The sequence below is a fragment of the Nocardia sp. NPDC058518 genome, assembly GCF_042719655.1.
In the GTDB taxonomy this organism is placed as follows: Bacteria; Actinomycetota; Actinomycetes; order Mycobacteriales; family Mycobacteriaceae; genus Nocardia.
Map to the genome: position 1 here is coordinate 29,794 of NZ_JBHXNJ010000010.1, position 22,956 is coordinate 52,749.

Annotated in this window: 20 protein-coding genes; 15 read left to right on the forward strand and 5 right to left on the reverse strand. The window is 68.7% G+C overall.

Annotated features, from left to right (window positions below; genetic code table 11):
- Nucleotides 1-22 precede the first annotated feature (22 nt).
- From ACFWPX_RS18745 to smc, 5 genes are all read left to right on the forward strand, one after another.
- A complete protein-coding gene (locus ACFWPX_RS18745; RefSeq protein ID WP_378912432.1) occupies nt 23-769 on the forward strand; it encodes a hypothetical protein in 747 nt (248 codons plus the stop codon).
- Entirely contained in the window at nt 770-1,933 is a 1,164-nt protein-coding gene (locus tag ACFWPX_RS18750; RefSeq protein ID WP_378912431.1) for a glutathionylspermidine synthase family protein, read from the forward strand.
- A 35-nt stretch (nt 1,934-1,968) separates the two neighbouring features.
- Entirely contained in the window at nt 1,969-2,424 is a 456-nt protein-coding gene (locus ACFWPX_RS18755; RefSeq protein WP_378912430.1) for a DUF350 domain-containing protein, read from the forward strand.
- Between the two features lie 87 nt (nt 2,425-2,511).
- Nucleotides 2,512-2,997 carry a DUF1707 domain-containing protein gene (locus tag ACFWPX_RS18760; protein WP_378912429.1) on the forward strand — a complete coding sequence of 162 codons (486 nt, stop codon included), beginning with the start codon at nt 2,512-2,514 and terminating at the stop codon, nt 2,995-2,997.
- 155 nt (nt 2,998-3,152) lie between these two features.
- A complete protein-coding gene (smc, locus tag ACFWPX_RS18765; RefSeq protein ID WP_378928480.1) occupies nt 3,153-6,779 on the forward strand; it encodes a chromosome segregation protein SMC in 3,627 nt (1,208 codons plus the stop codon).
- 28 nt (nt 6,780-6,807) lie between these two features.
- Here smc and ACFWPX_RS18770 read toward each other — a convergent pair whose 3' ends face one another.
- Entirely contained in the window at nt 6,808-7,719 is a 912-nt protein-coding gene (locus ACFWPX_RS18770) for an NmrA family NAD(P)-binding protein (protein WP_378928481.1), read from the reverse strand.
- Between the two features lie 123 nt (nt 7,720-7,842).
- Here ACFWPX_RS18770 and ACFWPX_RS18775 point away from each other — a divergent pair, with 123 nt between their 5' ends.
- Nucleotides 7,843-8,613 carry a TetR/AcrR family transcriptional regulator gene (locus ACFWPX_RS18775; RefSeq protein WP_378928482.1) on the forward strand — a complete coding sequence of 257 codons (771 nt, stop codon included), beginning with the start codon at nt 7,843-7,845 and terminating at the stop codon, nt 8,611-8,613.
- Between the two features lie 114 nt (nt 8,614-8,727).
- On the opposite strand, the gene ACFWPX_RS18780 is transcribed toward ACFWPX_RS18775, so the two are convergent.
- Nucleotides 8,728-9,519, reverse strand: coding sequence for an ABC transporter permease (locus ACFWPX_RS18780; protein ID WP_378928483.1), 792 nt, complete (start codon nt 9,517-9,519; stop codon nt 8,728-8,730).
- Nucleotides 9,516-10,433, reverse strand: a complete 918-nt coding sequence (locus tag ACFWPX_RS18785) for an ABC transporter ATP-binding protein (protein WP_378928484.1) — start codon at nt 10,431-10,433, stop codon at nt 9,516-9,518. The genes ACFWPX_RS18780 and ACFWPX_RS18785 overlap by 4 nt, the downstream gene beginning before the upstream one ends.
- A gap of 132 nt (nt 10,434-10,565) precedes the next feature.
- Between ACFWPX_RS18785 and ACFWPX_RS18790 the strand changes: the two genes are divergently transcribed.
- The gene (locus tag ACFWPX_RS18790) at nt 10,566-11,708 is read left to right on the forward strand and encodes a sensor histidine kinase (protein ID WP_378928485.1); all 1,143 of its coding nucleotides are present in this window, start codon (nt 10,566-10,568) and stop codon (nt 11,706-11,708) included.
- Nucleotides 11,705-12,361: a response regulator gene (locus ACFWPX_RS18795; RefSeq protein WP_378912422.1), complete on the forward strand. Its 657-nt coding sequence runs from the start codon at nt 11,705-11,707 to the stop codon at nt 12,359-12,361. Before ACFWPX_RS18790 ends, ACFWPX_RS18795 begins: the two co-directional genes overlap by 4 nt.
- A gap of 33 nt (nt 12,362-12,394) precedes the next feature.
- Here the strand turns inward: ACFWPX_RS18795 and ACFWPX_RS18800 are convergent, their stop codons facing one another.
- Nucleotides 12,395-12,784, reverse strand: a complete 390-nt coding sequence (locus tag ACFWPX_RS18800; protein WP_019048221.1) for a DUF2237 family protein — start codon at nt 12,782-12,784, stop codon at nt 12,395-12,397.
- Nucleotides 12,785-12,938: 154 nt separating this feature from the next.
- Here ACFWPX_RS18800 and ftsY point away from each other — a divergent pair, with 154 nt between their 5' ends.
- The 6 genes from ftsY to ffh all read left to right on the forward strand — a co-directional run bounded on the left by ftsY (nt 12,939) and on the right by ffh (nt 21,035).
- Nucleotides 12,939-14,381, forward strand: a complete 1,443-nt coding sequence (gene ftsY / locus ACFWPX_RS18805) for a signal recognition particle-docking protein FtsY (protein ID WP_378928486.1) — start codon at nt 12,939-12,941, stop codon at nt 14,379-14,381.
- A 315-nt stretch (nt 14,382-14,696) separates the two neighbouring features.
- Nucleotides 14,697-16,061 carry an ammonium transporter gene (locus ACFWPX_RS18810; protein WP_378928487.1) on the forward strand — a complete coding sequence of 455 codons (1,365 nt, stop codon included), beginning with the start codon at nt 14,697-14,699 and terminating at the stop codon, nt 16,059-16,061.
- A 5-nt stretch (nt 16,062-16,066) separates the two neighbouring features.
- Complete coding sequence (locus tag ACFWPX_RS18815) at nt 16,067-16,405, forward strand: P-II family nitrogen regulator (protein ID WP_110036141.1); 339 nt, start codon at nt 16,067-16,069, stop codon at nt 16,403-16,405.
- A gap of 92 nt (nt 16,406-16,497) precedes the next feature.
- Nucleotides 16,498-18,942, forward strand: coding sequence for a [protein-PII] uridylyltransferase (locus ACFWPX_RS18820; protein WP_378928488.1), 2,445 nt, complete (start codon nt 16,498-16,500; stop codon nt 18,940-18,942).
- A 132-nt stretch (nt 18,943-19,074) separates the two neighbouring features.
- On the forward strand, nt 19,075-19,389 hold the full coding sequence (locus ACFWPX_RS18825) for a hypothetical protein (protein WP_378912418.1): 315 nt from the start codon (nt 19,075-19,077) through the stop codon (nt 19,387-19,389).
- An 80-nt stretch (nt 19,390-19,469) separates the two neighbouring features.
- On the forward strand, nt 19,470-21,035 hold the full coding sequence (gene ffh, locus ACFWPX_RS18830) for a signal recognition particle protein (RefSeq protein ID WP_378912417.1): 1,566 nt from the start codon (nt 19,470-19,472) through the stop codon (nt 21,033-21,035).
- Nucleotides 21,036-21,204: 169 nt separating this feature from the next.
- On the opposite strand, the gene ACFWPX_RS18835 is transcribed toward ffh, so the two are convergent.
- Nucleotides 21,205-21,996: a 3-oxo-5-alpha-steroid 4-dehydrogenase gene (locus ACFWPX_RS18835; protein WP_378928489.1), complete on the reverse strand. Its 792-nt coding sequence runs from the start codon at nt 21,994-21,996 to the stop codon at nt 21,205-21,207.
- 105 nt (nt 21,997-22,101) lie between these two features.
- On the opposite strand from ACFWPX_RS18835, the gene ACFWPX_RS18840 reads away from it, so the two are divergent.
- Nucleotides 22,102-22,920: a nuclear transport factor 2 family protein gene (locus ACFWPX_RS18840; RefSeq protein ID WP_378928490.1), complete on the forward strand. Its 819-nt coding sequence runs from the start codon at nt 22,102-22,104 to the stop codon at nt 22,918-22,920.
- The last annotated feature ends 36 nt before the right edge of the window (nt 22,921-22,956 follow it).

Here is a 22,956-nt window from a genome sequence, read left to right on the forward strand (position 1 = left end):
CGGGGGCTAGGGGGCGGCAGCGGTGAGCACACAGAACCCTGGACCGCCCGATCGACCGGAACAACCCTCGAACGGCGAGCCGGACAGGTCCCCGTGGACGCCACCCGATCCCGGCGCGGGATGGTCCGCACCGGATGCGAGTTCGACACCATCCGATCCGAACGCAGGGCCGACGCCGCCGGTGTTCGGCGCGGGCGGGCATCCTGTCGATCAGCCGCGTCCCGGTCGGATGGCCAGGCAGGAACCCGGCGTCACCCAGCCGCGTCCGCCGACGGTCGGCGAGGCGCGCGCCAGAGACAAGGCCCGCAGGCAAGCCGAGGAAGCTGAGCGGGCGGCGGCCGCGGCGGCAGAGGAGAAGCGGCGCAACCGCAAACGCGTGATGATCGGTGGTGTCGCCATCGTCGGCGTCGCCGCGCTGGTCGGCGGTGGCTACCTCGCCTACCGCGCGGTCACCGCACCCGACCAGGTGACGGCCTCGTGCGTGCAGATCGACGAGAACGGGCAGGAAGTCGTTGTCCCCGATGAGAACTGCGGCGACGGCAAGACCAATTTCCGCAGTGACGGCTCCGGTGGCGGCCACGGCGGCGGACTGCTGATTCTGGGCTGGCCGCAGTACCGCTACCACTACGGCGGCACACCGACGATCGGCAAGCCACCCACGGGCGGCACGTCGGTGAAACCGCGCAATGCCGAGATCAAGACCAAGAGTGGCACCACGGTGCAGCGCGGCGGACTCGGCAGCAAGTCGACCGGGGGGAGTGGGACGTAGATGCGGCGCAACAAGAGCACACCGCGCCAGGACTGGCAGCAGATCATCGAAAAGCAGGGTCTGGTCTACGGCGCACCGGGCCGCGACGCCAGCGGTCAGCCGCGGCCGTACTGGGACGAGTCGGTGCACTACGAGTTCTCGATGGACGAGATCCTCGCGCTGGAAGCCGATGTGGAACTGCTGCAGTCGATGTGCCTGCACGCGGCCGAACACGTGGTACTCACCGAGCGCTTCGCCGATTTCGGTCTGCCGGAATGGACGTGGGGCCCGATCGCCGAATCGTGGCGTCGCAGTGACCCTTACGTGTACGGCCGCTTCGACCTGCGCTACGACGCGCGGCGCCCGGCCAAGCTGCTGGAATACAACGCCGATACCCCCACCTCGCTGCTCGAGGCCGCGATCATCCAGTGGCACTGGTTGCAGCAGGTGTATCCCGGTGGCGACCAATGGAATTCGCTGCACGAGAAACTGGTGGAGCGCTGGACCGAACTGCGCGGCGTGCTGCCCGGTACCGAACTGCACTTCACCTGGTCGGGCGCCGACGCGACCGGTGAGGACAACGTCACCACCGCCTACATGCAGGAGACCGCGGCCGAAGCCGGTTTCGACACGGTCGCGCTGCCGATCGAGGAAGTCGGTTTCGATACCGAGCTGAACCGGTTCGTCGATCTGGCCGAGGCGCCGATCGAGGCGATGTTCAAGCTGTATCCGTGGGAGTGGATCATCGACGACGATTTCGGCAAGCGCGTCGTCGGCAGCCTGCCCGCGACCGCGTGGATCGAACCGCTGTGGACCACGCTGCTGAGCAACAAGGCGATCCTGGCGATCCTGTGGGAGATGTATCCCGGCCACCCCAACCTGTTGCCCGCCTACCTCGACAACCCGCACGAGCTCACCGAATACATTCGCAAACCCAAGCTCGGCCGCGAGGGCGCGAATATGACCATCGTCGGCCCCGGCATGGAGACCGCGACCGGCGGCGTCTACGGCGCCGAGGGTTTCGTCTACCAATTGCTCGACCCGCTACCGGAATTCGATGGGATGCGCCCGGTGCTCGGCGCCTGGGTCGTGGGTGACACCGCGGCCGGGCTCGGCATTCGCGAGACCGCCGGCCTGATCACCGATGACGGCGCCGCGTTCGTGCCGCACCGCATCGTCGACTGACACCTGACCTCACAACATTGTTCGAAAGGACCACGATGACCGCCCTCGCCCTGGAATCGGGTTATTGGAGTGCGCTCGGTGAAGGCGTCGGCGCCATCATCCTGTACTGCCTGATCGGCCTTGTCCTGATGCTGATCGGCTTCTTCGCCATCGACCTGACCACGCCCGGCAAGCTGCGCGACCTGGTGGTGGCGGGCAAGCCGAACGCGATCATCGTCTCGGCGGCCGGGATGATCAGCATGGCGTTCATCGTCGTGTTCGCGGTGCTGGCCACCGGCGGCAGCGGCAAGCTGTCGGAAGGGCTCATCGCGGCGATCGTGTACGGCCTGGTCGGCATCATCGCGCAGGTGATCTCGGTGCGGGTGATCGAAAAGGTCACCGGCGTCGACATCGGCCGCACGCTGCACGCCGAGACCTACACCCCCGAGGTCCTCGTCGTCGCCGCCGCGCACTTCGCGCTCGGTCTCGTGGTGGCGTTCGCCATCCTCTGAGCGAGGGTGAGCGGTTGACATCGCACTGTGGAGGGTGGACGCTGGAAACCAGCACTCCATCGTGGATGTGACCGAGAGGACGTCGGCATGGATATCACCCCGGGTACGCGCGCGTCCGACGCCGAACGCAACGCGATCGTCGCCCAGCTGGGTACGCATCTGGCCGACGGCAGGCTCGACCTTGGCGAATACGACCTGCGCGTGGCCAAGGTCTACGCGACCACCACGCGCGACGACCTCGCGCTCGTCCTGTCCGACCTGCCGCCGCTGACCACACAACAGCAGGCCGCGGCGCCCACCGAACGCAAGTCCGGTACCCGCTTCCCGATCTGGCAGCGCATCGAGGCGGGTAGCTGGCTCGGCGTCAGCGTGATCGTGCTGGTCATCTGGGGCCTGATCTCGCTGACCGCGGGCGAGCTCACCTACTTCTGGCCGATGTGGGTGATCGGCCCATGGGGCGCTGTCCTGGTCTTCCGGGTGATCACCGGCTGGGAAGCGAGCCCTGGCACCGAGACCCACCTGCGCCAACTGCAGAAGCAAGCCAAGCACATGAACCCCCACGGCCCGCACTGACCGCAAACCTGCCGCTACATCCGCTAAGCTTTCGCGAGCACATGGGTAACTCATCGGGAACCGGCTACTCGAGTCACCCTCATCACCGCTGGCCGCGTGCGATGCCTACACGCACCTAGGTCCGGCCCGAATCGCGGAGAGGCGGACGAGCTCTCTTGCATTTGAAGAGCTTGACGTTGAAGGGGTTCAAGTCCTTCGCGTCTGCGACCACTTTGCGCTTCGAACCGGGCATTACCTGCGTCGTCGGGCCGAACGGGTCCGGTAAGTCCAATGTCGTGGACGCGCTCTCCTGGGTGATGGGTGAGCAGGGTGCCAAAGCGTTGCGGGGCGGGAAGATGCAGGATGTCATCTTCGCCGGGACCGTCGGGCGGGCACCGCTCGGGCGTGCCGAGGTGACGCTGACCATCGACAACTCCGACGGTGCGCTGCCCATCGACTACGCCGAGGTGTCGATCACCCGGCGGATGTTCCGCGACGGCGCGGGCGAGTACGAGATCAACGGCAGCACGTGCCGGCTGATGGATGTGCAGGAACTGCTGTCCGACTCCGGTATCGGGCGCGAAATGCACGTCATCGTGGGTCAGGGCAGGCTGTCGGCGATCCTGGAATCGCGGCCCGAGGACCGGCGCGCGTTCGTCGAAGAGGCCGCGGGTGTGCTCAAGCACCGCAGGCGCAAGGAGAAGGCGGTCCGCAAGCTCGACGCGATGCAGGCCAACCTCGCCCGGCTCACCGACCTCACCACCGAACTGCGACGCCAGCTCAAACCGCTCAGCCGCCAGGCCGAGGTCGCCCGCCGCGCGCAGACCGTGCAGGCCGACCTGCGCGACGCCCGGCTGCGCCTGGCCGCCGACGATCTGGTCACCCGCCGTGGCGAACTGGAGTCTCAGCTCAGCAAAGAGGCCTACGCCCGCGAACAGCAGATCAACGTGCAGACCGAACTAGACGCCGCCAACGCCGCGCTCGCGCAGCAGGAGTTCCAGCTGTCGCGGCTGAGTCCCAGTGCCGAGGCCGCGGCGCAGACCTGGTTCCAGCTCTCGGCACTGGCCGAACGAGTGAACGCCACCATCCGCATCGCCAGTGACCGGGCCAGGCACCTGCACACCGAGGCTCCGGTCGGCACGGGACGCGACCCGGATCAGCTCGAGGCCGAGGCCGACCGGATCGAAGCCGAAGAGGCCGAACTGCGGTACGCGGTCGAGATGGCGACCGAGACCCTCGAAGCCGCGCGCGAAGCCCTCGCCGAGCGTGAGCACGCCGCCAAGGCCGCCGAGCAGGCGCACCTGGCGGCCGTGCGCGCGATCGCCGACCGGCGCGAAGGCTTGGCCCGGCTGTCCGGCCAGGTCGACACGTTGCGCACCCGAGCCCAGTCCGTGGACGCCGAGATCGCGCGCCTGTCCGTGGCCATCGCCGACGCCCGCCACCGTGGTGAGACCGCGCAGGTCGAATACGACTCGGTGCAGGACGAACTCGGCGAGCTCGACGCGGGGGAAAAGGGGCTGGACGCCCAGCACGAACACGCCGTCGCCGCGCAGGGACTGGCCGACGAGCGGGTCCGGGAACTGCGTGAACTCGACCGTGAGGCGAGCAAGCTCGTCGCCCGGCTCGGTGCCCGCATCGAAGCTCTCGGCATGAACCTGGCCCGCAAGGACGGTGCGGCCTGGCTGCTCGAACACGGCGTGAGCGGGCTCGGCGGACGGCTGTCGGGCCTGTTGCGCGTGCAGCCCGGATTCGAGGCCGCTGTCGCCGCGCTGCTCGGTCCGCTCGCCGATGCCATCACCGCCGATACCGCGACGACCGCCGACTCGGCGGTGCGGGAATTGCGCGGCGGTGACGGTGGTCGGGTGGCGTTCGTCTTCGCGACCGGCGCGACGATTCCGGCCGAGCGGTCCGCGTTGCCCGCCGGTGCGCAGTGGCTCGCCGACGTGCTCGATGGCGACGATCAGGTGCGACCCGCGCTGGCCGCGCTCACCGCCGACGTCGTGGTCGTCGAGGATCTGGCGACCGCCACCGAGCTCGTCGCGCTGCGCCCGGAACTACGGGTGGTCACCCGTGACGGTGATCTGGCCGGTGCGGGCTGGATCGTCGGCGGTTCGGAACGGATGCCGAGCCAGCTCGAGGTCCAGGCCGATATCGACACCGCCACAGCGGAACTGGCAGCCGCGCAACGGCGGGCCGAGGAGCTGGAGGCGGCGCTGGCCGGGGCGCTGGCCGAACAGGCCGACCGCAAGGACGCCGCCGACCACGCGCTGATGGCGCTGCACGAATCGGACCAGGCGCTGCTGGCGATCTACGACCGGCTGGCCCGCGTCGGGCAGAGTGCGCGCGCCGCGCAGACCGAAGGGGAGCGGCTGGCCACCCAGCGCGCGGAAGCCGAAGCGGCGCGGGAGAAGTCGCTGGCCTCGCTGGCCGAACTCGAGGACCGGTTGCGGCACGCCGAGATCGAGCACGACGGCAGCGACGACAGTTTCGGCGCCGCGAGCACCGAGACCGCGGGGTACGCCCGCGAAGAAGCCGCCGCCGCGCTCGCCGAAGCCCGGACCATGGAGGTCGAGGCACGCCTGTCCGTGCGCACCTCGGAGGAACGCGCGGAATCCGTTCGCGGCAAAGCGGATTCGCTGCGCAGGGCCGCCCGTGGTGAGCGGGAGGCCAGGGCCCGCGCCGAACGTGCGCAGGCCGCTCGGCGCCAAGCGGCCGCCGTGGCCGCGGCGGTCGCCGAATCGGGTACCAAGATCAAGCATGAACTCGAGCAGGTGGTAGCCACCGCCGCGGCGCGACGTGACGAATTGGTCCGTCGCCGTGGCGAATGCGCCGCGGCGCTGGAACAGGTGAAGGAACGCGCCCGCGCGCTGAACACCCAGCTGGCCCAGCTCACCGATGCCGTGCACCGCGACGAAGTCGCCAAAGCCCAAGCCGCACTGCGCATCGAACAGCTCGAGACGACCATCTCCGAACAGTTCGGCATCGCACTCGCCGATCTCGTCGCCGAATACGGGCCCGACGTGGTGCTGCCGCCCTCGGCGCTGGAGATACACGAGTACGAGCAGGCCAAGGAACGCGGCGAACAGGTCAGCGCACCCCAACCGATGCCCTACGACCGGCCCACCCAGGAGCGCCGCGCCAAGCGCGCCGAGAAGGACCTCACCACTCTCGGCAAGGTGAACCCCCTTGCGCTGGAAGAGTTCGCGGCACTCGAGGAGCGCTACACCTTCCTCGCCACCCAGCTCGAAGACGTCAAGAACGCGCGCAAGGACCTGCTCGACGTGGTCGCCGAGGTCGACGCCCGCATCCTTCAGGTGTTCACCGAGGCCTACGCCGACGTGGAACGCGAATTCGTCGGCGTGTTCGGGAAACTGTTCCCCGGTGGCGAGGGCAGGCTGGTGCTCACCGACCCGTCGGACATGCTCACCACCGGCATCGAGGTCGAGGCCCGCCCGCCCGGCAAGAAGGTCAAACGCCTCTCGCTGCTCTCCGGCGGCGAAAAGTCGCTCACCGCAGTGGCTTTGCTCGTCGCGATCTTCCGCGCCCGCCCTTCACCGTTCTACGTGATGGACGAGGTCGAAGCCGCGCTGGACGACACCAACCTGCGCCGCCTCATCGGCTTGTTCGAGCAGCTGCGCGAGAAGAGCCAGCTGATCGTCATCACCCACCAGAAGCCGACCATGGAGATCGCCGACGCCCTCTACGGGGTGAGCATGCGTGGCGACGGCATCACCCAGGTGATCTCCCAGCGGCTGAACCGAGCCGAGGTCACCGACCCCGACCCGGTGTCGGCCTCGGTCTGAGATCGTCGGGTCGGCGGAGTCGCCCAGGTCAGTTCGCGGGGGCCTGCGCCCCGATCCGTTCGAGGATCCGCTGGGTGCCACCGCGTGCCAACCAGTCGCGCAGCGAGGTCAGCCCCGGGTGCAGTGAGCGCAACGCGGGCAGATCGGCGTGCCAGCCGCCGGTTTCGCGGATCAGGCGCCAGGTGTTGCCGAGCTGGGGTCCGATCGCGTCGGCCTCGTCCTCGGTGACCTCGCGGTAGTGGATGGGGTGGCCGATCGCGGCGCTGATCGTGGCGGCCGCCTCGACGGGGGTGATGGCCTCGCCCGCGAGCTCGAGGATGCGGGCGTGCCAGGTGTCCGGGTCGGCGAAGGCCAGGGCGGCGAACGCGGCGATATCGTCGACGGCGATCATCTGGAGCGGGCGATCGGCGGGGAACAGGTGCCGGTGCTCGCCGCCTTCGCGGATGCCGTCTACAGGGGAGTCGTGGAGGAGGTAGTTCTCCATGAACCGCACGGGGCGCAACACGGTGTAGCGCAAGCCGACTGCGGCCAGGGCCTCTTCGATCTGCCGTTTGCCCTGCTGGCCCCACGATTCCGCGGCGCCCATCGTGGCGACGCCGGTGAACACGATCTGCTCGACACCGGTGGCTCGGGCGGCGTCGATCATGGCGATGCCGCGACGGGCCTCGGTGTCTTCGCCCCAGCCCTTCGCGCTGTAATCGGCTGGCGGAACGAGGAATACGGCTCGGGTACCGGTGGTCGCGGCACGCAGCGATGCGGGGTCGTCGAAGTCGCCGACCGCCAATTCGGCGCCCAGGGCGGCCAGTGCGCGGGCAGCGGGGGAGTCGGTGTCGCGCACCAGAGCTCGGACCCGGTGTCCTTCGGTGAGCAACCGGCGGGCGGTCGCGCCGCCCTGCTTGCCGGTGGCGCCGGTGATCAGGACGGGAAGTGCTGACGTCATCGCGGAGGAGCTCCGTTTCGTGATCGATCGTGTGCCTACAATCGGGTCGGTCAACCCGTATGCCGGACGTTACGGGCGATTGCACCCGGTTGGCGAGGTCACGTACAGGGAAGGCGTAACGAAATGACGGTCGGCAACAGCGCGGAACCCGCGATCCGATCCGATGCGCGCCGCAACCGCGCACAGATCCTGGCCGCCGCTCAGCGCGCGCTCGCGGAACGCGGGACCACGGTCTCGCTGGCCGAGGTGGCCCGCCGCGCCGGTGTCGGCGCGGGCACCGTCCACCGGCACTTTCCGACGAAAACCGATCTGCTGGAAGCGGTGATGCAGCAGCGTGTCGACGGATTGGCCGCGCTGGCCGCCGAACATCTCACCGATCCGGACCCCGGTTCGGCCTTCTTCGCCCTCTGTACCCATGTCATCGTCACGACGCCCGGCAACAAAGACCTCTGCGACCTGGTGCAATCCGACGACGGCTGGCCACGCGCCCTGCTCCGCGGCGCGGGCAACCGATTCCATCGCGCACTGGGCGCCCTGCTCGCCTCGGCCCAACGTCAGGGCGCGGTCCGCCCCGACGTGGTCGTCACCGACGTGCTCGACATCTTCACCGGATGCGTTGCGATCCAACGACATCGACGCGCGGAAGACCCCCTCGCCCCGGCCGTCGCCCTCATCCTCGACGCCCTGCGAACCCGCCCACTATCCGTAACGGAACCCGCGAGAACCGACCGTAACGAAACGCTGGAAAGTAACGAAATCCCGGCACCCTGCCCCGTCTGTAGCGCGCCCGTCCGCCGACCGGCCACCGGCAGACCGGCGCGCTACTGCTCGCCGGCTTGCCGCCAAAAGGCACACCGCCAACGCAGCTCCCCGCGACTTTTCGCCGGGTTGTGACGGGTGGCAGGGTTTCGCATCGGGCCGGGGGACTTCGAGTAGTCGGGTGTTGGGCCCTTCGGGCGGAAACTACCGGAACTCTCGCATCTGACGCAGTGTGAACCGGTGGACCGGCTATTTGACCTCGGAGCGGCGCAGCAGCACCATGCCGATGACGAGCGGGATGATGATCCAGATCATCGTGGTCGATCCGAGCTGGGCCCACTCCTGTGCCGAGGACGTCTGACCCGCGAACAGCGCGATCTGCGTGTGGTTCCAGTCTATCCAGGGCTGGAGGTCGGTGAACCATTCCCTCACCCGGGCCAGCAGCACCAGGATGCCGGAGAGAACAAAGGACAGCGCGAAGTAGCCGACGATGGCGCCTGCGGAGTTGCGCAGCACCACGCCCAGGGTGAAACCGATGGCCATCCCCACCAAGTTGCCCAGGACGATCTGAGCCGCGTGAGCCGGTCCGATGTTCCACACCGTGTCGACCCCGGCGAGGGTGGAGCCCACCACGTTGCCGACGGCTCCGATCGTGAACGCCACCAGCATCGAGACGATCCCGACGATGATGGTCGCGATCGCCTTGGCGCCGATGACGCGCCCCCGGCTCGGTACGAGCGTGAACGTCGTCAGTCCGGTGCGCTGACTCCACTCGCTGGTGACCGCGAGGATCGCGATCATGGGGAGGATCAGCGTCATCGGGAAGCCGAGCGCGGTGGCGAAGGTCTGGTAGCTGAGCGCGCTGGCGGGGGCGAAGATGATGGCGGCCGCGGTCGCCACGACCGAGAGGACGCCGATGCTCGTGAGCAGCCAGAAGCCCGAGCGCGTGTCGAACATCTTGCGCAGCTCGACGCCGATGATCCGGCTGGTCGGGATCGGATGTACGGCGCGGTCGGCGGTCGTTGCGGTCTGGGTGGTCATGCTGCTGCCCCTTCTCCGGGAAAGTTGCTGTCGCGCTGGGATTCCGCGGTGAGCTCGAGGAACATCTCCTCCAGACCAGCGCCGTCCGCGGGGCGCAGTTCGGTCAGGGCGATGCCGGCCGCGAGGGCGACCCTGCCGACGTGGTGTGGGTCGGCGTGGGTGTGGAGCGAGCCTGCGCCCGAGGGCGAGGCGCCGATGCCGGCGTCCGCGAGGGCGCCGGCCAGCCGGGTGTTGTCCGCGGACGAGACGACGGTCCCGGCCGTCGACAGCAGATCCTGCTTGGTCCCCTCAGCGACGATCCGGCCGTTCCCGATCACGACCAGGTCGTCGGCGATGACCTCGATCTCGTGCAGGAGGTGTGAGGACAACAGCACCGTGCCGCCCTGGTCGGCGAACTCGCGCAACAGATCGCGCATCCAGCGGATGCCGGCGGGGTCGAGGCCGTTGGCGGGCTCGTCGAGGACCAGGACGGCGGGGTCGCCGATGAGAGCGGTCGCGATGCCGAGCCGCTGCCGCATGCCGAGGGAGTAGTTGCGGACCCTGCCGTCGCCCTCCTTCTCCGTCAGCGACACCCGGCGCAACATCTCGGGCACCCGGCTGGTCGGCAGCCCCATGGTGCGGGCCGCGACGGTGAGCACCTCGCGGCCGGTACGGCCGGCGTGCTGGGCCGAGGCATCGAGGAGTACCCCGATCTCGATGCCCGGGTTCGGCAGGTCGGCGTACCGGCCGCCGAGGACCTCCACGTGGCCGGAGGTGGCTGGGCTCAGGCCGACCATGATCCGCATCGTGGTCGACTTGCCTGCCCCGTTGGGGCCGAGGAAGCCGGTCACGCGGCCCGGTCGGGCGGTGAACGAGACGTCGTCGACGGCGGTCACGCCGCGATAGCTCTTGGTCAGGTGGTCGACAGTGATCATGACGGAAGTCTCGCTGCGACAGGCCTTCCGCCACATCGGCGTCGAGGCCGGACCCGCCTCGACCGATGGGAGGGGAAACGTCTCGTTCTTTCGGCGGATCTCCGACGCCTCGGCAGTCTCTAGGCTCGGTGTGTGATCCCTACCGCCCTGCGCTCGCTGTGGGACGAGCCCCGCGCCGCCGACCCGCCCGAACAGCCGTGGCGCGACCGGGTGCTGGTCGGTGTGGTGATAGTGGCGGCGCTGCTCGAAGGAACCCTGCGAGAGGACGTCACCTGGCGGCTGGTCGTGACGATCGTGACGGTCGGACTCGCGCCGGTGCTGCTGTGGCGGCGTACCCACCCGTTGGTCTGCGTCGTGGTGGCCTTCGGCACCGGCATGGCGTTGGGACTGGCGAGCCGGCTGGCCGGGATCCAGGGTGTGGGCCTGCACACGATGAGCTTCATCCTGGTGCTCGTCTACGCGCTGGTCCGCTGGGGTTCAGGGCGTCAGATCGTGATCGGGCTGGCGGTGGTGGCCGTCGCCACGGTGTTCAGCATTGCGACCGACTACACCGGGCCGTCCGAGCTCTTCGGCGGGCTCGCCGTCCTGGCGGCGGTGGTGGCGGGAGGTGCGGCGTTGCGCTACCGCGCCGAGAGTTGGCGCCGGGCGCTCGACCAGGTCCGCAGCCAGGAGCGCGTCGGCCTCGCGCGCGAGCTGCACGACTCGGTCGCCCACCACGTCTCGGCGATCACTGTGCAAGCGCAGGCAGGCCGGGCGATGGCCGGGCAGCGACCTGAAGCGGCGCTCGAGGCGCTTTCGGTCATCGAAGGGGAAGCGTCGCGGGCACTGGCGGAGATGCGGGCGATGGTCCGGGTGCTGCGCGACGGAGCACCGGCGGAGTACGCTCCCCAACCCGGCGTCGCCGACCTGGTGTCCCTCGCCCGCCGCGACCCGGACCCCGTCGTCGACGTCGAGTTGGCAGGTGATCTGGCCGGACTTCGGCCCCCGGTCGACGCAGCCGTGTACCGGATAGCGCAGGAGGCGCTGACCAACGCACTGCGGCACGCCCGAAACGCCTCACGTGTGGAGATCCGGGTCGCCGAGGGCGCGGGAAGGCTGCGGATCCGCGTGACCGACGACGGCCGGATCGACCCGGCGCGGCCTGCGACCCACGGCTTCGGGCTGCTGGGGATGACCGAGCGCGCGCGGCTGCTCGGCGGCACGCTGCGCGCCGGGCCGACGCCCGAGGGCGGGTGGGCGGTCGACGCCGAGCTGCCGACGGAGATACCCCGATGACGGTGCGCGTGCTGGTGGCCGACGACCAAGACCTGGTGCGCACCGGCCTGTCGATGATCCTTGACGCCCAGCCCGACATCGAGGTCGTCGGCCGAGCCGCCGACGGCAAGGCCGCCGTCGAGCTGGCGCGTCAGCTCCGCCCCGATGTGTGCCTGGTCGACATTCGGATGCCAGGGCTGGACGGCATCGAGGTGACCGAGCTCCTCGCAGGGCGCGACGTCCCTGACCCGATCGCGGTGGTGGTGATCACGACATTCGACCTGGACGAGTACGTCCACGGCGCGCTTCGGGCCGGCGCCCGAGGATTTCTCCTCAAGGATGCCGGGCCCGAGCTGCTGGTGCAGGCCGTCCATGCCGCCGCCGTCGGCGATGCCCTGATCGCGCCGAACATCACCCGACGGCTGCTGGCGACCCTCGCCGCGGGGGCCTCACCGAAACGCCGTACCCAACCGATCGAGCCGCTCACCCCGCGCGAGGAGCAGGTGCTGAAACTGGTCGCTATCGGCCGCACGAACGCCGAGATCGCCGCCGAGCTGTTCATCAGCGTGACGACCGCCAAGACCCACGTCGCGAGCCTGCTGACCAAGATCGGCGCTCGGAACAGGGTCGAGATCGCGATGTGGGCCTACGACACCGGCCGGGTGGGGCACTGAACCCGATGTTCTCGCGTGATCAGGGGTTACTGCCTACAGCAGGTCGCTGACGTCGTCGGGGACGTCTACCGCGTATTTGCGCAGGATGTCCATCGAGATGACCTCCAGCGCGTTCTCGTGGGTCGCGGCCAGCACCACGGGAGCGGCTACGCCGTCCTCGTGGGCGTGCAACCAGCGGACCGCCACCACGCACCAGCGGTCGCCCGGTTGCAGGCCGGGGAAATTGTTCTCTGGGCGGGGGGTGCTGAGGTCGTTGCCGATGGAGGCCTGATGCTCCAGGAATTCCGCCGTCACGACGGTGCACACGGTGTGGCTGCCGAGATCCTCCGGACCGGTGCTGCAGCAGCCGTCCCGGTAGAAGCCCGTGAGAGGATCGGTGCCGCACTCTTCCAGCGGCCCCCCAAGCACGTTTCGATCGGTCACTCCGCCGATCCTATGGGGCAAGCGCCAGAAGTTCCGCAGGACAACGAATCTGTAGTGTTTCCGCCACACCGCGACGCGCCCGGATACGGCTCGCCGACCTGCCCCGCAGACGCCGCCGACGTGCGGTAACTGCCCGCACGAATAGACTCGCCGGGTGAGTTCGCAAGCGTGGATCCTGATCGCCGCGATCGCCGCCGTCCTGTTGGTGGCGCTCGTCGCGGGTTTCGTCCTGTACAAGCGACGCCAGATTTCGCTGGCGCCGCCCGAGCCGGACAAGGAGTTGACGGACCGCTCCGGTGGTTACACCGCGTCCGGTGGGTTCAACTTCAGCCAGGGCGGCTCGACGGCCACCTTGCCCAAGCCCGAGCCCGTCCCGGAGCGCACCGACACCGACGGCCAACCGCACGTCGGCGACGACGCGGCGGTCCCGCGTGACGCCCCGCGCCGCGGCATCACCGATGTTCCGCTGCCAGAGGGTGATGTCGTCGTCGACGAGACGGTGGTCGTCCCCGACGACGCGTCCACCCTCGACACGGTCGCACCGGCCGAGCCCGACACCGAGATCGCGCCCACCACCACCGCGCCCGCTGACACAGCGCCCGCCGAGGCCGCGCCCACCGCGGCGCCGATCCCGGCCGACGCCACCACCACCGCGATCGAAGAGATCGACCCCACCACCGGCCGCCTCGTCCGCCTGCGCGGCCGCCTGGCGCGTTCCCAGAACGCGGTCGGCAAGAGTCTGCTCGGCCTGCTCGGCGGCGGCGACCTCGACGAGGATTCGTGGGAGGAGATCGAAGACACCCTGGTGCTGGCCGATATCGGCACCGCGAGCACCGCGAAGATCGTCGAACGCCTGCGCGAGGAGATGGCCTCGCGCAGCGTGCGCACTCCCGAGCAGGCCCGCGGCGCGCTGCGTGACGTGCTCATCGAGGCGCTGCGCCCCGAACTCGACCGTTCCATCCACGCCCTCCCACACGGCGACAAGCCCGCGATCCTGCTCGTCGTCGGCGTCAACGGCACCGGAAAGACCACCACCACCGGCAAACTCGCCCGCGTGCTCGTCGCCGACGGCCGCCGCGTCCTGCTCGGCGCCGCCGACACCTTCCGCGCCGCCGCCGCCGATCAGCTGCAGACCTGGGGCGAACGGGTGGGCGCCGAGACCGTGCGCGGTAAAGAGGCCGCCGACCCGGCCGCCGTCGCCTTCGACGCGGTCACCGCGGGCATCGACGGCGGTGTCGACGCGGTCCTCATCGACACCGCGGGCCGCCTGCACACCAAGACCGGCCTGATGGACGAACTGGGCAAGGTCAAGCGGGTCGTGGAGAAGAAGGGTGAGGTCGACGAGGTGCTGCTGGTCCTCGACGCGACCGTCGGCCAGAACGGCCTGATGCAGGCGCGGGTGTTCGCCGACGTCGTCGACATCACCGGCGTGGTGCTCACCAAGCTCGACGGCACCGCCAAGGGCGGCATCGTGTTCCAGGTGCAGCACGAACTCGGTGTGCCGGTGAAACTCGTCGGCCTCGGCGAGGGCGCCGACGATCTGGCCCCGTTCGAGCCGGGTGCATTCGTCGACGCCCTGCTCGGGGGCGCCGCGTAGCGATTCCCATCGATGCCCGCCCGATCCAGCGATCGGGCGGGCATCGCTGTTTTCCGGGGCTGACATCACTGTTCCCGGGAAACGGCGCCGCGGCGAATCGCCGCGCGAACTCGCGGCGAATCCCACCTCCGTACCAACCTCACCGTGAGCTGACAGGCTCATGCCAACCACACGAAACGTGGATGCAACACAACAGCGCTATCCGTTCACTCAGGCGAAACACCACAGCTCAACGGATGAAACACCGAGTGGCGACCCTTCTGTACAGGTCCTTTTGCCGTCATCGGCGAGGCCCGAGATGAGGAGGAAGACAAGGTGGCATTTCCACTGATCGGTACACCGGATACCGGTGATACCGCTTGGATGCTGGCGTCGGCAGCGCTCGTGCTGTTGATGACGCCGGGTTTGGCGTTTTTCTACGGCGGCATGGTCCGTGGCAAGAACGTGCTGAACATGATCATGATGAGCGTCTCCGCGATGGGCCTGGTCACCATTCTGTGGTGTCTGTACGGCTTCTCGATGACGTTCGGCGAGGACAAGGGCAACCTGATCGGTGATCCTCTCCAGTACTTCGGTCTGAAGAGCATCTTCGGTGGCACCGCCGCGGATTCGGCGGGCATCCCGCTGTTCACGGCGACCCCGGAGGACCCGACGGCCCCGATCACCGCGGGTATCCCGCTGACGGTCTTCGTCGCCTTCCAGCTCATGTTCGCGATCATCACGGTCGCACTCATCTCGGGCGCGGTCGCCGACCGCCTGAAGTTCGGCTCGTGGCTCGTATTTGCCGGAATCTGGGCCACGGTCGTCTACTTCCCCGTCGCGCACTGGGTCTTCGCCTTCGACGGTTACACCGCTGAGGCCGGTGGCTGGATCGCCAACAACCTCAAGGCGATCGACTTCGCCGGTGGTACCGCGGTCCACATCAACGCCGGCGCCGCCGGTCTGGTCCTGTGCCTCATCCTCGGCAAGCGCAAGGGCTGGCCGAAGACGCCGTTCCGTCCGCACAACCTGCCCTTCGTGATGCTCGGCGCCGGTCTGCTGTGGTTCGGCTGGTACGGCTTCAACGCCGGTTCGGCGCTGGGCGCCAACGGCATCGCCGGTGCCACCTTCCTCACCACCACGATCGCCACCGCCGCCGCGATGATGGCCTGGCTGCTCGTGGAGAAGATCCGCGACGGTCACCCGACCTCGCTCGGCGCTGCCTCGGGCATCGTCGCCGGTCTGGTCGCCATCACCCCGGCTTGTTCCTCGGTGAACGTGGTCGGCGCCCTGGCCATCGGTGTGGTCGCCGGTGCGCTGTGCGCCCTGGCCGTCGGCCTGAAGTTCCGCTTCGGCTTCGACGATTCGCTCGACGTGGTCGGCGTCCACCTTGTCGGTGGTCTGGTCGGCACCCTGATGGTCGGTCTGGTCGCTGCGAGCGAAGCTCCGGCGGGCGTCACCGGCTTGTTCTACGGTGGTGGGATCGAGCAGTTGAAGCTGCAGGCTGTCGGTGCCTTCGTCGTCCTGGCCTACTCGCTGGTCGCCACGGCCGTCATCGCGTACGCGATCAAGTTCACGATCGGCCTGCGCGCCAGCGAAGAGTCCGAGTCGGCGGGCCTGGACGAGGCCGAGCACGCGGAAACCGCATACGATTTCGCTGCTGTGGGTGGCACGGCACGCTCGCTCGTCAAGGAGGCATGACGAACATGAAACTGGTTACGGCAATCGTCAAACCGTTCACGCTCGAAGATGTGAAGACCGGGCTGGAACAGGCAGGCGTGCTCGGCATGACCGTCAGCGAGGTCCAGGGATACGGCCGGCAGAAGGGCCACACCGAGGTCTACCGCGGTGCCGAGTACTCGGTGGATTTCGTTCCCAAGGTCCGGGTCGAGGTCGTCGTCGACGATGCGTCGGTCGAGAAGGTCGTCGAGGTGATCGTCGAAGCCTCGCGCACCGGCAAGATCGGTGACGGCAAGGTGTGGGTGACCCCGGTGGACACCATCATCCGTGTCCGTACCGGCGAACGCGGAAGCGACGCACTGTAATTCGGTAGGGAACGCACGACAATCGATCGAGTGGCGGCCCCGCTCCCACCGGTGAGAATCTCAACCGGTCGGGGCGGGGCCGCCCGCATGAAATGGTGGTGTGGGCTGTGGCACAGCGGAACGGCGGTACTCAGAACAACGGAGCGGCGGATCTGGTCAAGGCCAGGGCGCAACTGCTCGACGGAGCGGGCACCCGCAATCCACGGCTCGATCCGGAATCGCTGCGCGAGGCCCTGGTCGACCTGTTCGAACTGTGGCTCACCGGCAAGGGCAACGAACTCGGCATCACCGCCGACAGCGGCCTCGCGGTCGTGGCGGTCGGCGGACTCGGCCGCCGCGAGATGCTGCCGTACTCCGATCTCGACCTCGTGCTGCTGCACGACGACGTCGACCCCAAGGTGGTCTCCGAGGTCGCCGATCAACTCTGGTATCCCCTCTGGGATGCCCACATCAAGCTCGATCACAGCGTGCGCACCGTGCCGCAGGCGCTGCGGGTGGCCGCCGACGACATGATCGCCGCGCTGGGCCTGCTCGAAGCCCGCCACATCGTCGGCGACGAAGACCTCAGCAATCTGCTCATCGGCGGCGTGCGCCGGGAATGGCGCACCGGAATCCGGTCCCGCTTCGACGATCTCATCGCCCAGACCAGCGCACGCTGGCAGCGCAGCGGCGAGATCGCTCACCGCGCCGAACCCGATCTCAAGAACGGTCGCGGCGGGCTGCGCGATATCCAGCTGCTCGACGCGCTCTCGATCGCCCAGCTGACCGACGCCATGCCGGGACTGGGCCCCGAGGTCCCCGGCGGCGGCCTGAAACAGGCCCACCGCAGGCTTCTCGACGTGCGCACCGAACTGCACCGGGTCGCGGGCCGGGCCCGTGATCAACTGCGCGCCCAGGACGCCGACGAGATCGGCGCCGCGCTGCGCATCGGTGACCGCTTCGATCTCGCCCGGACATTGACCGATTCGGCGCGTACGGTGAGCTATTCGTGCGACGTCGGTCTGCGCACGGCCGCCAACGCGCTACCGCGACGCGGCCTGGCCAGACTGCGCCGGATGCCGGTGCGCCGACCACTCGATGAGGGGGTGGTCGAGCACTCCGGCGAGGTCGTGCTGGCCAGAGACGCACGCCCGCAACGTGATCCGGGGCTGATCCTGCGGGTGGCGGCGGCGTCGGCGCAGACCGGGTTGCCGATGTCGGCGACCACGCTCAACCGCCTGTCCGAGGACGCGCCCGAACTGCGCGAACCGTGGCCAAAGGACGCGCTCAACGACCTGCTCGTGCTGCTCGGCGCGGGCCGCGGCAGCATCGACGCGGTCGAGGCGCTCGATCGAACGGGCTTGTGGGGCAGGCTCTTTCCCGAATGGGGCGCGGTCCGCGATCTGCCGCCGCGCGACGCACTGCACACCTGGACCGTCGATCGGCACCTGATGGAGACGGTCGCCTTCGCCAGTGGCCTGAGTACCAGGGTCGCCCGGCCCGACCTGCTCGCCCTCGGCGCGCTGCTGCACGACATCGGCAAGGGCCGAACGGGCGACCACAGCGTCGTCGGCGCCGAACTGGCCACCCACATCGGCCGCAGGCTCGGCCTGTGGCCCTCGGATGTGCGCACCCTCAGCGCGATCGTGCGCCACCACCTGCTGCTGCCCGACACCGCTACCCGGCGTGACCTCGACGACCCGGCGACCGTGCAGCACGTCGCCGACGCGCTCGGCGGTGACGTTGGCCTGCTCGAACTGCTGCACGCGCTGGCCGAGGCGGACTCGATGGCCACCGGCCCTGGGGTCTGGGGCGACTGGAAGGCCTCGCTGATCGGCGAACTGGTGCGCCGCTGCCGGCTCGTCATGGCGGGCGAGCCACTGCCGCAACCGGAACCGATCGACCCGGAGCTCTTGGACAAGGCCGCGGCGGGCGGCGTGCACGTCACCCTCGCGCCCGGCGACGGCAAACACACCTTCGTGGTGACCGTGATCGCCCCCGACGAGCCCGGCCTGCTCTCCGACGCCGCCGGTGTCCTTGCACTGCACGCGCTGCGCGTGCTCTCGGCCTCGCTGGGTAGTGCGGGGGATGCGGCGATCAACACCTTCGTGGTGATGCCGAAATTCGGTGACCCGCCGGACGCGGGTCTGCTGCGTCAGGAGCTCATCCGAGCCACCACCGGCGCGCTCGACCTGCCCGAAGTGCTGGCCAAACGCGAAGCCGAGGCAGCCGGGACGGGGCCGGGCCGGTACGCGCGTGCCGCGCCGCGACTGATCTGGTCATCTGTCAGCACACCTGGGCAGGTGATCCTGGAGCTGCGCGCCGACGATCGGGTCGGTTTGCTGAGCAGGCTGGCCGGTGCCTTCGCCGCGACGGGAGCGAACGTCCGGTGGGCCAAGGTGGTCACGATGGGCTCGGCCGTGGTCGACGCCTTCTGCCTCGATCTGGGCGACGCCGACAGCCCCGCACTGCGCGACCGCATCGAAAAGGCCGTCCTCGACGTGGTTCCCAGGCCTGCGCCCGCCCCGCCGCCGACCGAAACCGACGAAACCGCTTGACATTGTAAGGACACGGTTTACTCACTGATTGCTATCAGGTTGCTACACAGCGAGCTCGCGGCCCGATAAGTCGAGATAGGACCTATAGCATTTCCCTGGTCTGGCTGTCACTCGTACGAGGGGAGCTGATCCGTGGCTATCGAAGTCGTTTCCGCGTCAATGATGACCAGCGACGCAACCGCGCACATCGCGCGCTGCGTCGGTGGTGACCTGTGGGTGGTTTCGTGGTTACCGGGTCGCACCCTCAGTGGTGCGCAGGCGTTAGCCGCGATGACCATCGCCTCGACCGCCGCCCGCCACGCCGACAGCGCCGATTCCGAATGGCTCCGGATCGAGGCGCTCTCGCGGGAACTCGGCCTCACCGGCAGAGAAGCGGTGTACCTGGTGAACATCGAATCCCACGAGTTACGCCGCACGGCGCCACCGCACGTGCAACATACCGAATAACCTCCATTACCCTGGGAGGGCAATAGACGTCCGACTTCGGTCAGACGATCTGAGACCCTTTCAGATCAGGAGCGCGATCGGTGTTCGAATCCCTGTCCGACCGGCTTACCGGTGCACTGCAGGATCTGCGCGGTAAGGGGCGTCTGTCACCGGCCGACATCGACGCCACCGCGCGCGAGATCCGCCTCGCACTCCTCGAGGCCGACGTCGCGCTGCCCGTGGTGCGCGGCTTCATCGCCAACGTCAAAGAACGCGCCAAGGGCGCGGAGGTCTCCGGCGCGCTCAATCCCGCGCAGCAGGTCGTCAAGATCGTCAACGAGGAACTCGTCGCGATCCTCGGTGGCGAGACCCGTCGCCTCAACCTCGCCAAGAACCCGCCGACGGTCATCATGCTGGCCGGTCTGCAGGGTGCGGGTAAGACCACCCTCGCGGGCAAGCTGGCCAAATGGCTCAAGGGCCAGGGACACCAGCCGTTGCTGGTGGCCTGTGACCTGCAGCGTCCCGGCGCGGTCACCCAGCTGCAGGTCGTCGGTGAGCGCGCGGGCGTGCCCGTGTTCGCCCCGCACGGCGGCACCTCCATCGGCGGTGGTGAGAACCCGCTCGGGATCACCGCGGCCGACCCGGTCGCCGTCGCCGCGGCCGGTATCGAAGAGGCCAAGGCCAAGCAGTACGACGTGGTCATCGTCGATACCGCTGGTCGCCTCGGTATCGACGCCGAACTGATGCGCCAGGCCGCGGGCATCCGCGATGCCGTGCAGCCGGACGAGACGCTGTTCGTGCTCGACGCGATGATCGGTCAGGACGCGGTCAGCACCGCCGAAGCCTTCCGCGACGGTGTCGGGTTCACCGGCGTCGTGCTCACCAAGCTCGACGGTGACGCTCGCGGTGGTGCGGCGCTGTCGGTGCGCAATGTCACCGGCGCGCCGATCATGTTCGCCTCCACCGGTGAGAAGCTCGAGGACTTCGACGTCTTCCATCCCGACCGGATGGCCTCGCGCATCCTCGGCATGGGCGATGTGCTCACGCTCATCGAGCAGGCCGAACAGGTCTACGACGCCCAGCAGGCCGAGGAGACCGCGCGCAAGATCGGCAGCGGCGAACTCACGCTAGAGGACTTCCTCGACCAGATGCTGGCCATCCGCAAGATGGGCCCGATCGGCAACCTGCTCGGGATGCTGCCCGGCGCGGGTCAGATGAAGGACGCCCTGGCCGCGGTCGACGACAAGCAGCTCGACCGGGTGCAGGCGATCATCCGGGGCATGACGCGCGCCGAGCGGGACAACCCGAAGATCATCAACGCTTCACGGCGCTTGCGCATCGCCAATGGTTCCGGAGTCCAGGTTTCCGAGGTCAACCAGCTCGTCGACCGCTTCTTCGAAGCCAAGAAGATGATGGCGATGATGGGTCGGCAGATGGGGATGCCCGGCGCACGGCGCAGCAGCACCAAAAAGGGCGGTAAGAAGGGCAAGAAGGGTGGGCGTGGGCCTACCCCGCCGAAGGTCCGTGGTGGGTTCCCCGGGATGCCCGCCGGAATGCCGGGGTTGCCGCCGGGCATGGATCTGTCGAACATGCCGCCCGGTCTCGATCAACTGCCGCCCGGCTTGGACGGGATCGACCTGTCGCAGCTGAAGTTCCCCAAGAACTGAGTTTTTGGCGCGCTGGCGCGCGCGTGTCCGTGGCCCCAAGGGGCCGCCGGTTAGACACCGTTGCTTGCTCCTTCGTCGCCTACGCAACGGCGTCTAACCGGCGACCCGGCCGCGGACCGGCCACTTCGTGGCCGCCGCTCCCTAGGGGTCGCGGGTGCGGGTCGGTGTGTCAGATCACGCCGGGGATCAACGCCTTGCGCTTCGCCGGGTAGTCGGCGAACTTCTCGCGGTACCACCGGTGGGTCGCGAAGGCGCGCGGCACCAGGTTCCCCGCGGTGATCAGGAAGATCACGACGCCGGCCAGCGACCAGGTGAGCAGGGCGAATCCGGCCCAGGCGATCAGCTCGCCGAGATAGGCCGGGCTGCTGACGAACCGGAAGCCCGCGCCGTGCGGGACGCGGTACTCGGCGGCGCCGGGGTTGTTCTTGTCTCGCAGGTTGCGCACGATCGCCTCGGATCGCACCAGCAGGCCGAAGCCACACAGGTACACCACCAGTCCGATCAGGAAGCGCGGATCGGTGAGCCAGGCGGTGCCGTACTGGTTCTTGTAGTCGTTGCTGAAGAACGCGCCGTTGAGATAGCCGTGCAGGGCCGTCACGAACACGCCCGCCGCGACCACCGAGACGTTGAAACTGCTCTTCTTGCCCGGCACCTGCCGGATGGAGAGCGGGAAGAACCAGCCGCGGTTGCTGTAGTGCAGCAGCCAGATGGCGGCCAATATCAGCGGCACCGGTTCGAAGCGATCGGGGCCGCTGAGATAGAACAGCGCGAACACGACGGTCGCGGGCAGCTCCATCAGCCACCAACCCAGCTTGGGGTTGAGATTGAAGCCGACCTTGTTCGACGCGAAGCGGCCGTAGGGGCTCTGGGCGAACAGTCCGCCGACGATCACGAACGCGGCGAAGGCGAAGGCGATGGTCAGCACTGTGTCGTAGGTGGTGTTCCCGGTGTACCAGTCCATCGAGATCCTCTTTGTCCAACAGGCGCCGGGCACGATCGCCGACGCAAAACTAGAACACGTTCTATCATGGATCGCGCAGGGGGAGCGTGAGTATGGAGGACGCACATGCCGTTGGACCGGACCGACGAAGACCTGCTGGCGGCGGTGCGGGCGTCACCGCGTGCCGTGGCGGCGCACGACAAGACCGCCTGGGTCGGCCTGTTCGCCGAGCAGGCCGCGGTGCACGACCCGTACGGCTCGCGCGAGCACATCGGCCCCGACGCGATCTCGCGCTTCTACAACGTCTTCATCGCGCCGAATTCCATCGCCTTCCGCGTCGACCGCGATCTCGTCGCCGGGTACACGGTGGTGCGTGATCTGAACATCGAGACCACGATGTCGACCGGCGCCACCGTCACCGTACCGATGCATCTGCGCTACGACCTGGTCGGCACCGACGGCGGCTGGCGAATCGCGCGGCTCGCCGCGCACTGGGAGCTGGGGGTGATGATCGCGCGACTGCTGCGCACGGGGCCGTCCGGGCTGCTCGCGGGCGCGAAGCTCGGGCCGCAACTCGTCGCCGAGCTCGGTGTGGGCGGCGCGATGGGCATGATGCGGGCGCTGCGCGGGGTGGGTGGCTCCGGCAAGCGCATCGTCGGCAGGCTGTTCGCCGCGGCCGCGTCCGGCGATTCGGGCGGCGTGCGGGCGCTGCTCGATGAGCGGACGGTGGTCGAACTGCCCGCCGGGCACCCGATCTCGGTGGCGGAGTTCGCCGAACGTGCGCGAGGGATGAAGTGGGACAAGATGATCGCCGCCGGGCGCACGGTCAGCGTGAGCGTACGGGTCGGTACGGCACCGGGCGTGGCGTTCGTCGACTTCGCGCCCGACTCTGCGCGTATCGCCAAGGTGACTGTCTTTCTCGACGGGAATCCGTCCGAAAGCTAGCGACGCGGCCGGCTCTGCCCGGATAGCCGTCCTCGG

Excerpts from the sequence above, each read along its gene's own strand:
- ACFWPX_RS18780 (WP_378928483.1), bottom strand. The coding sequence starts at position 9,519 with ATGACCACCCAGACCGCAACGACCGCCGACCGCGCCGTACATCCGATC.
- ACFWPX_RS18795 (WP_378912422.1), top strand. The coding sequence starts at position 11,705 with ATGACGGTGCGCGTGCTGGTGGCCGACGACCAAGACCTGGTGCGCACC.
- ACFWPX_RS18785 (WP_378928484.1), bottom strand. The coding sequence starts at position 10,433 with ATGATCACTGTCGACCACCTGACCAAGAGCTATCGCGGCGTGACCGCC.
- ACFWPX_RS18815 (WP_110036141.1), top strand. The coding sequence starts at position 16,067 with ATGAAACTGGTTACGGCAATCGTCAAACCGTTCACGCTCGAAGATGTG.
- ACFWPX_RS18835 (WP_378928489.1), bottom strand. The coding sequence starts at position 21,996 with ATGGACTGGTACACCGGGAACACCACCTACGACACAGTGCTGACCATC.
- ACFWPX_RS18840 (WP_378928490.1), top strand. The coding sequence starts at position 22,102 with ATGCCGTTGGACCGGACCGACGAAGACCTGCTGGCGGCGGTGCGGGCG.
- ACFWPX_RS18775 (WP_378928482.1), top strand. The coding sequence starts at position 7,843 with ATGACGGTCGGCAACAGCGCGGAACCCGCGATCCGATCCGATGCGCGC.
- ACFWPX_RS18820 (WP_378928488.1), top strand. The coding sequence starts at position 16,498 with ATGGTGGTGTGGGCTGTGGCACAGCGGAACGGCGGTACTCAGAACAAC.
- ACFWPX_RS18755 (WP_378912430.1), top strand. The coding sequence starts at position 1,969 with ATGACCGCCCTCGCCCTGGAATCGGGTTATTGGAGTGCGCTCGGTGAA.
- ACFWPX_RS18770 (WP_378928481.1), bottom strand. The coding sequence starts at position 7,719 with ATGACGTCAGCACTTCCCGTCCTGATCACCGGCGCCACCGGCAAGCAG.
- ACFWPX_RS18750 (WP_378912431.1), top strand. The coding sequence starts at position 770 with ATGCGGCGCAACAAGAGCACACCGCGCCAGGACTGGCAGCAGATCATC.
- ACFWPX_RS18760 (WP_378912429.1), top strand. The coding sequence starts at position 2,512 with ATGGATATCACCCCGGGTACGCGCGCGTCCGACGCCGAACGCAACGCG.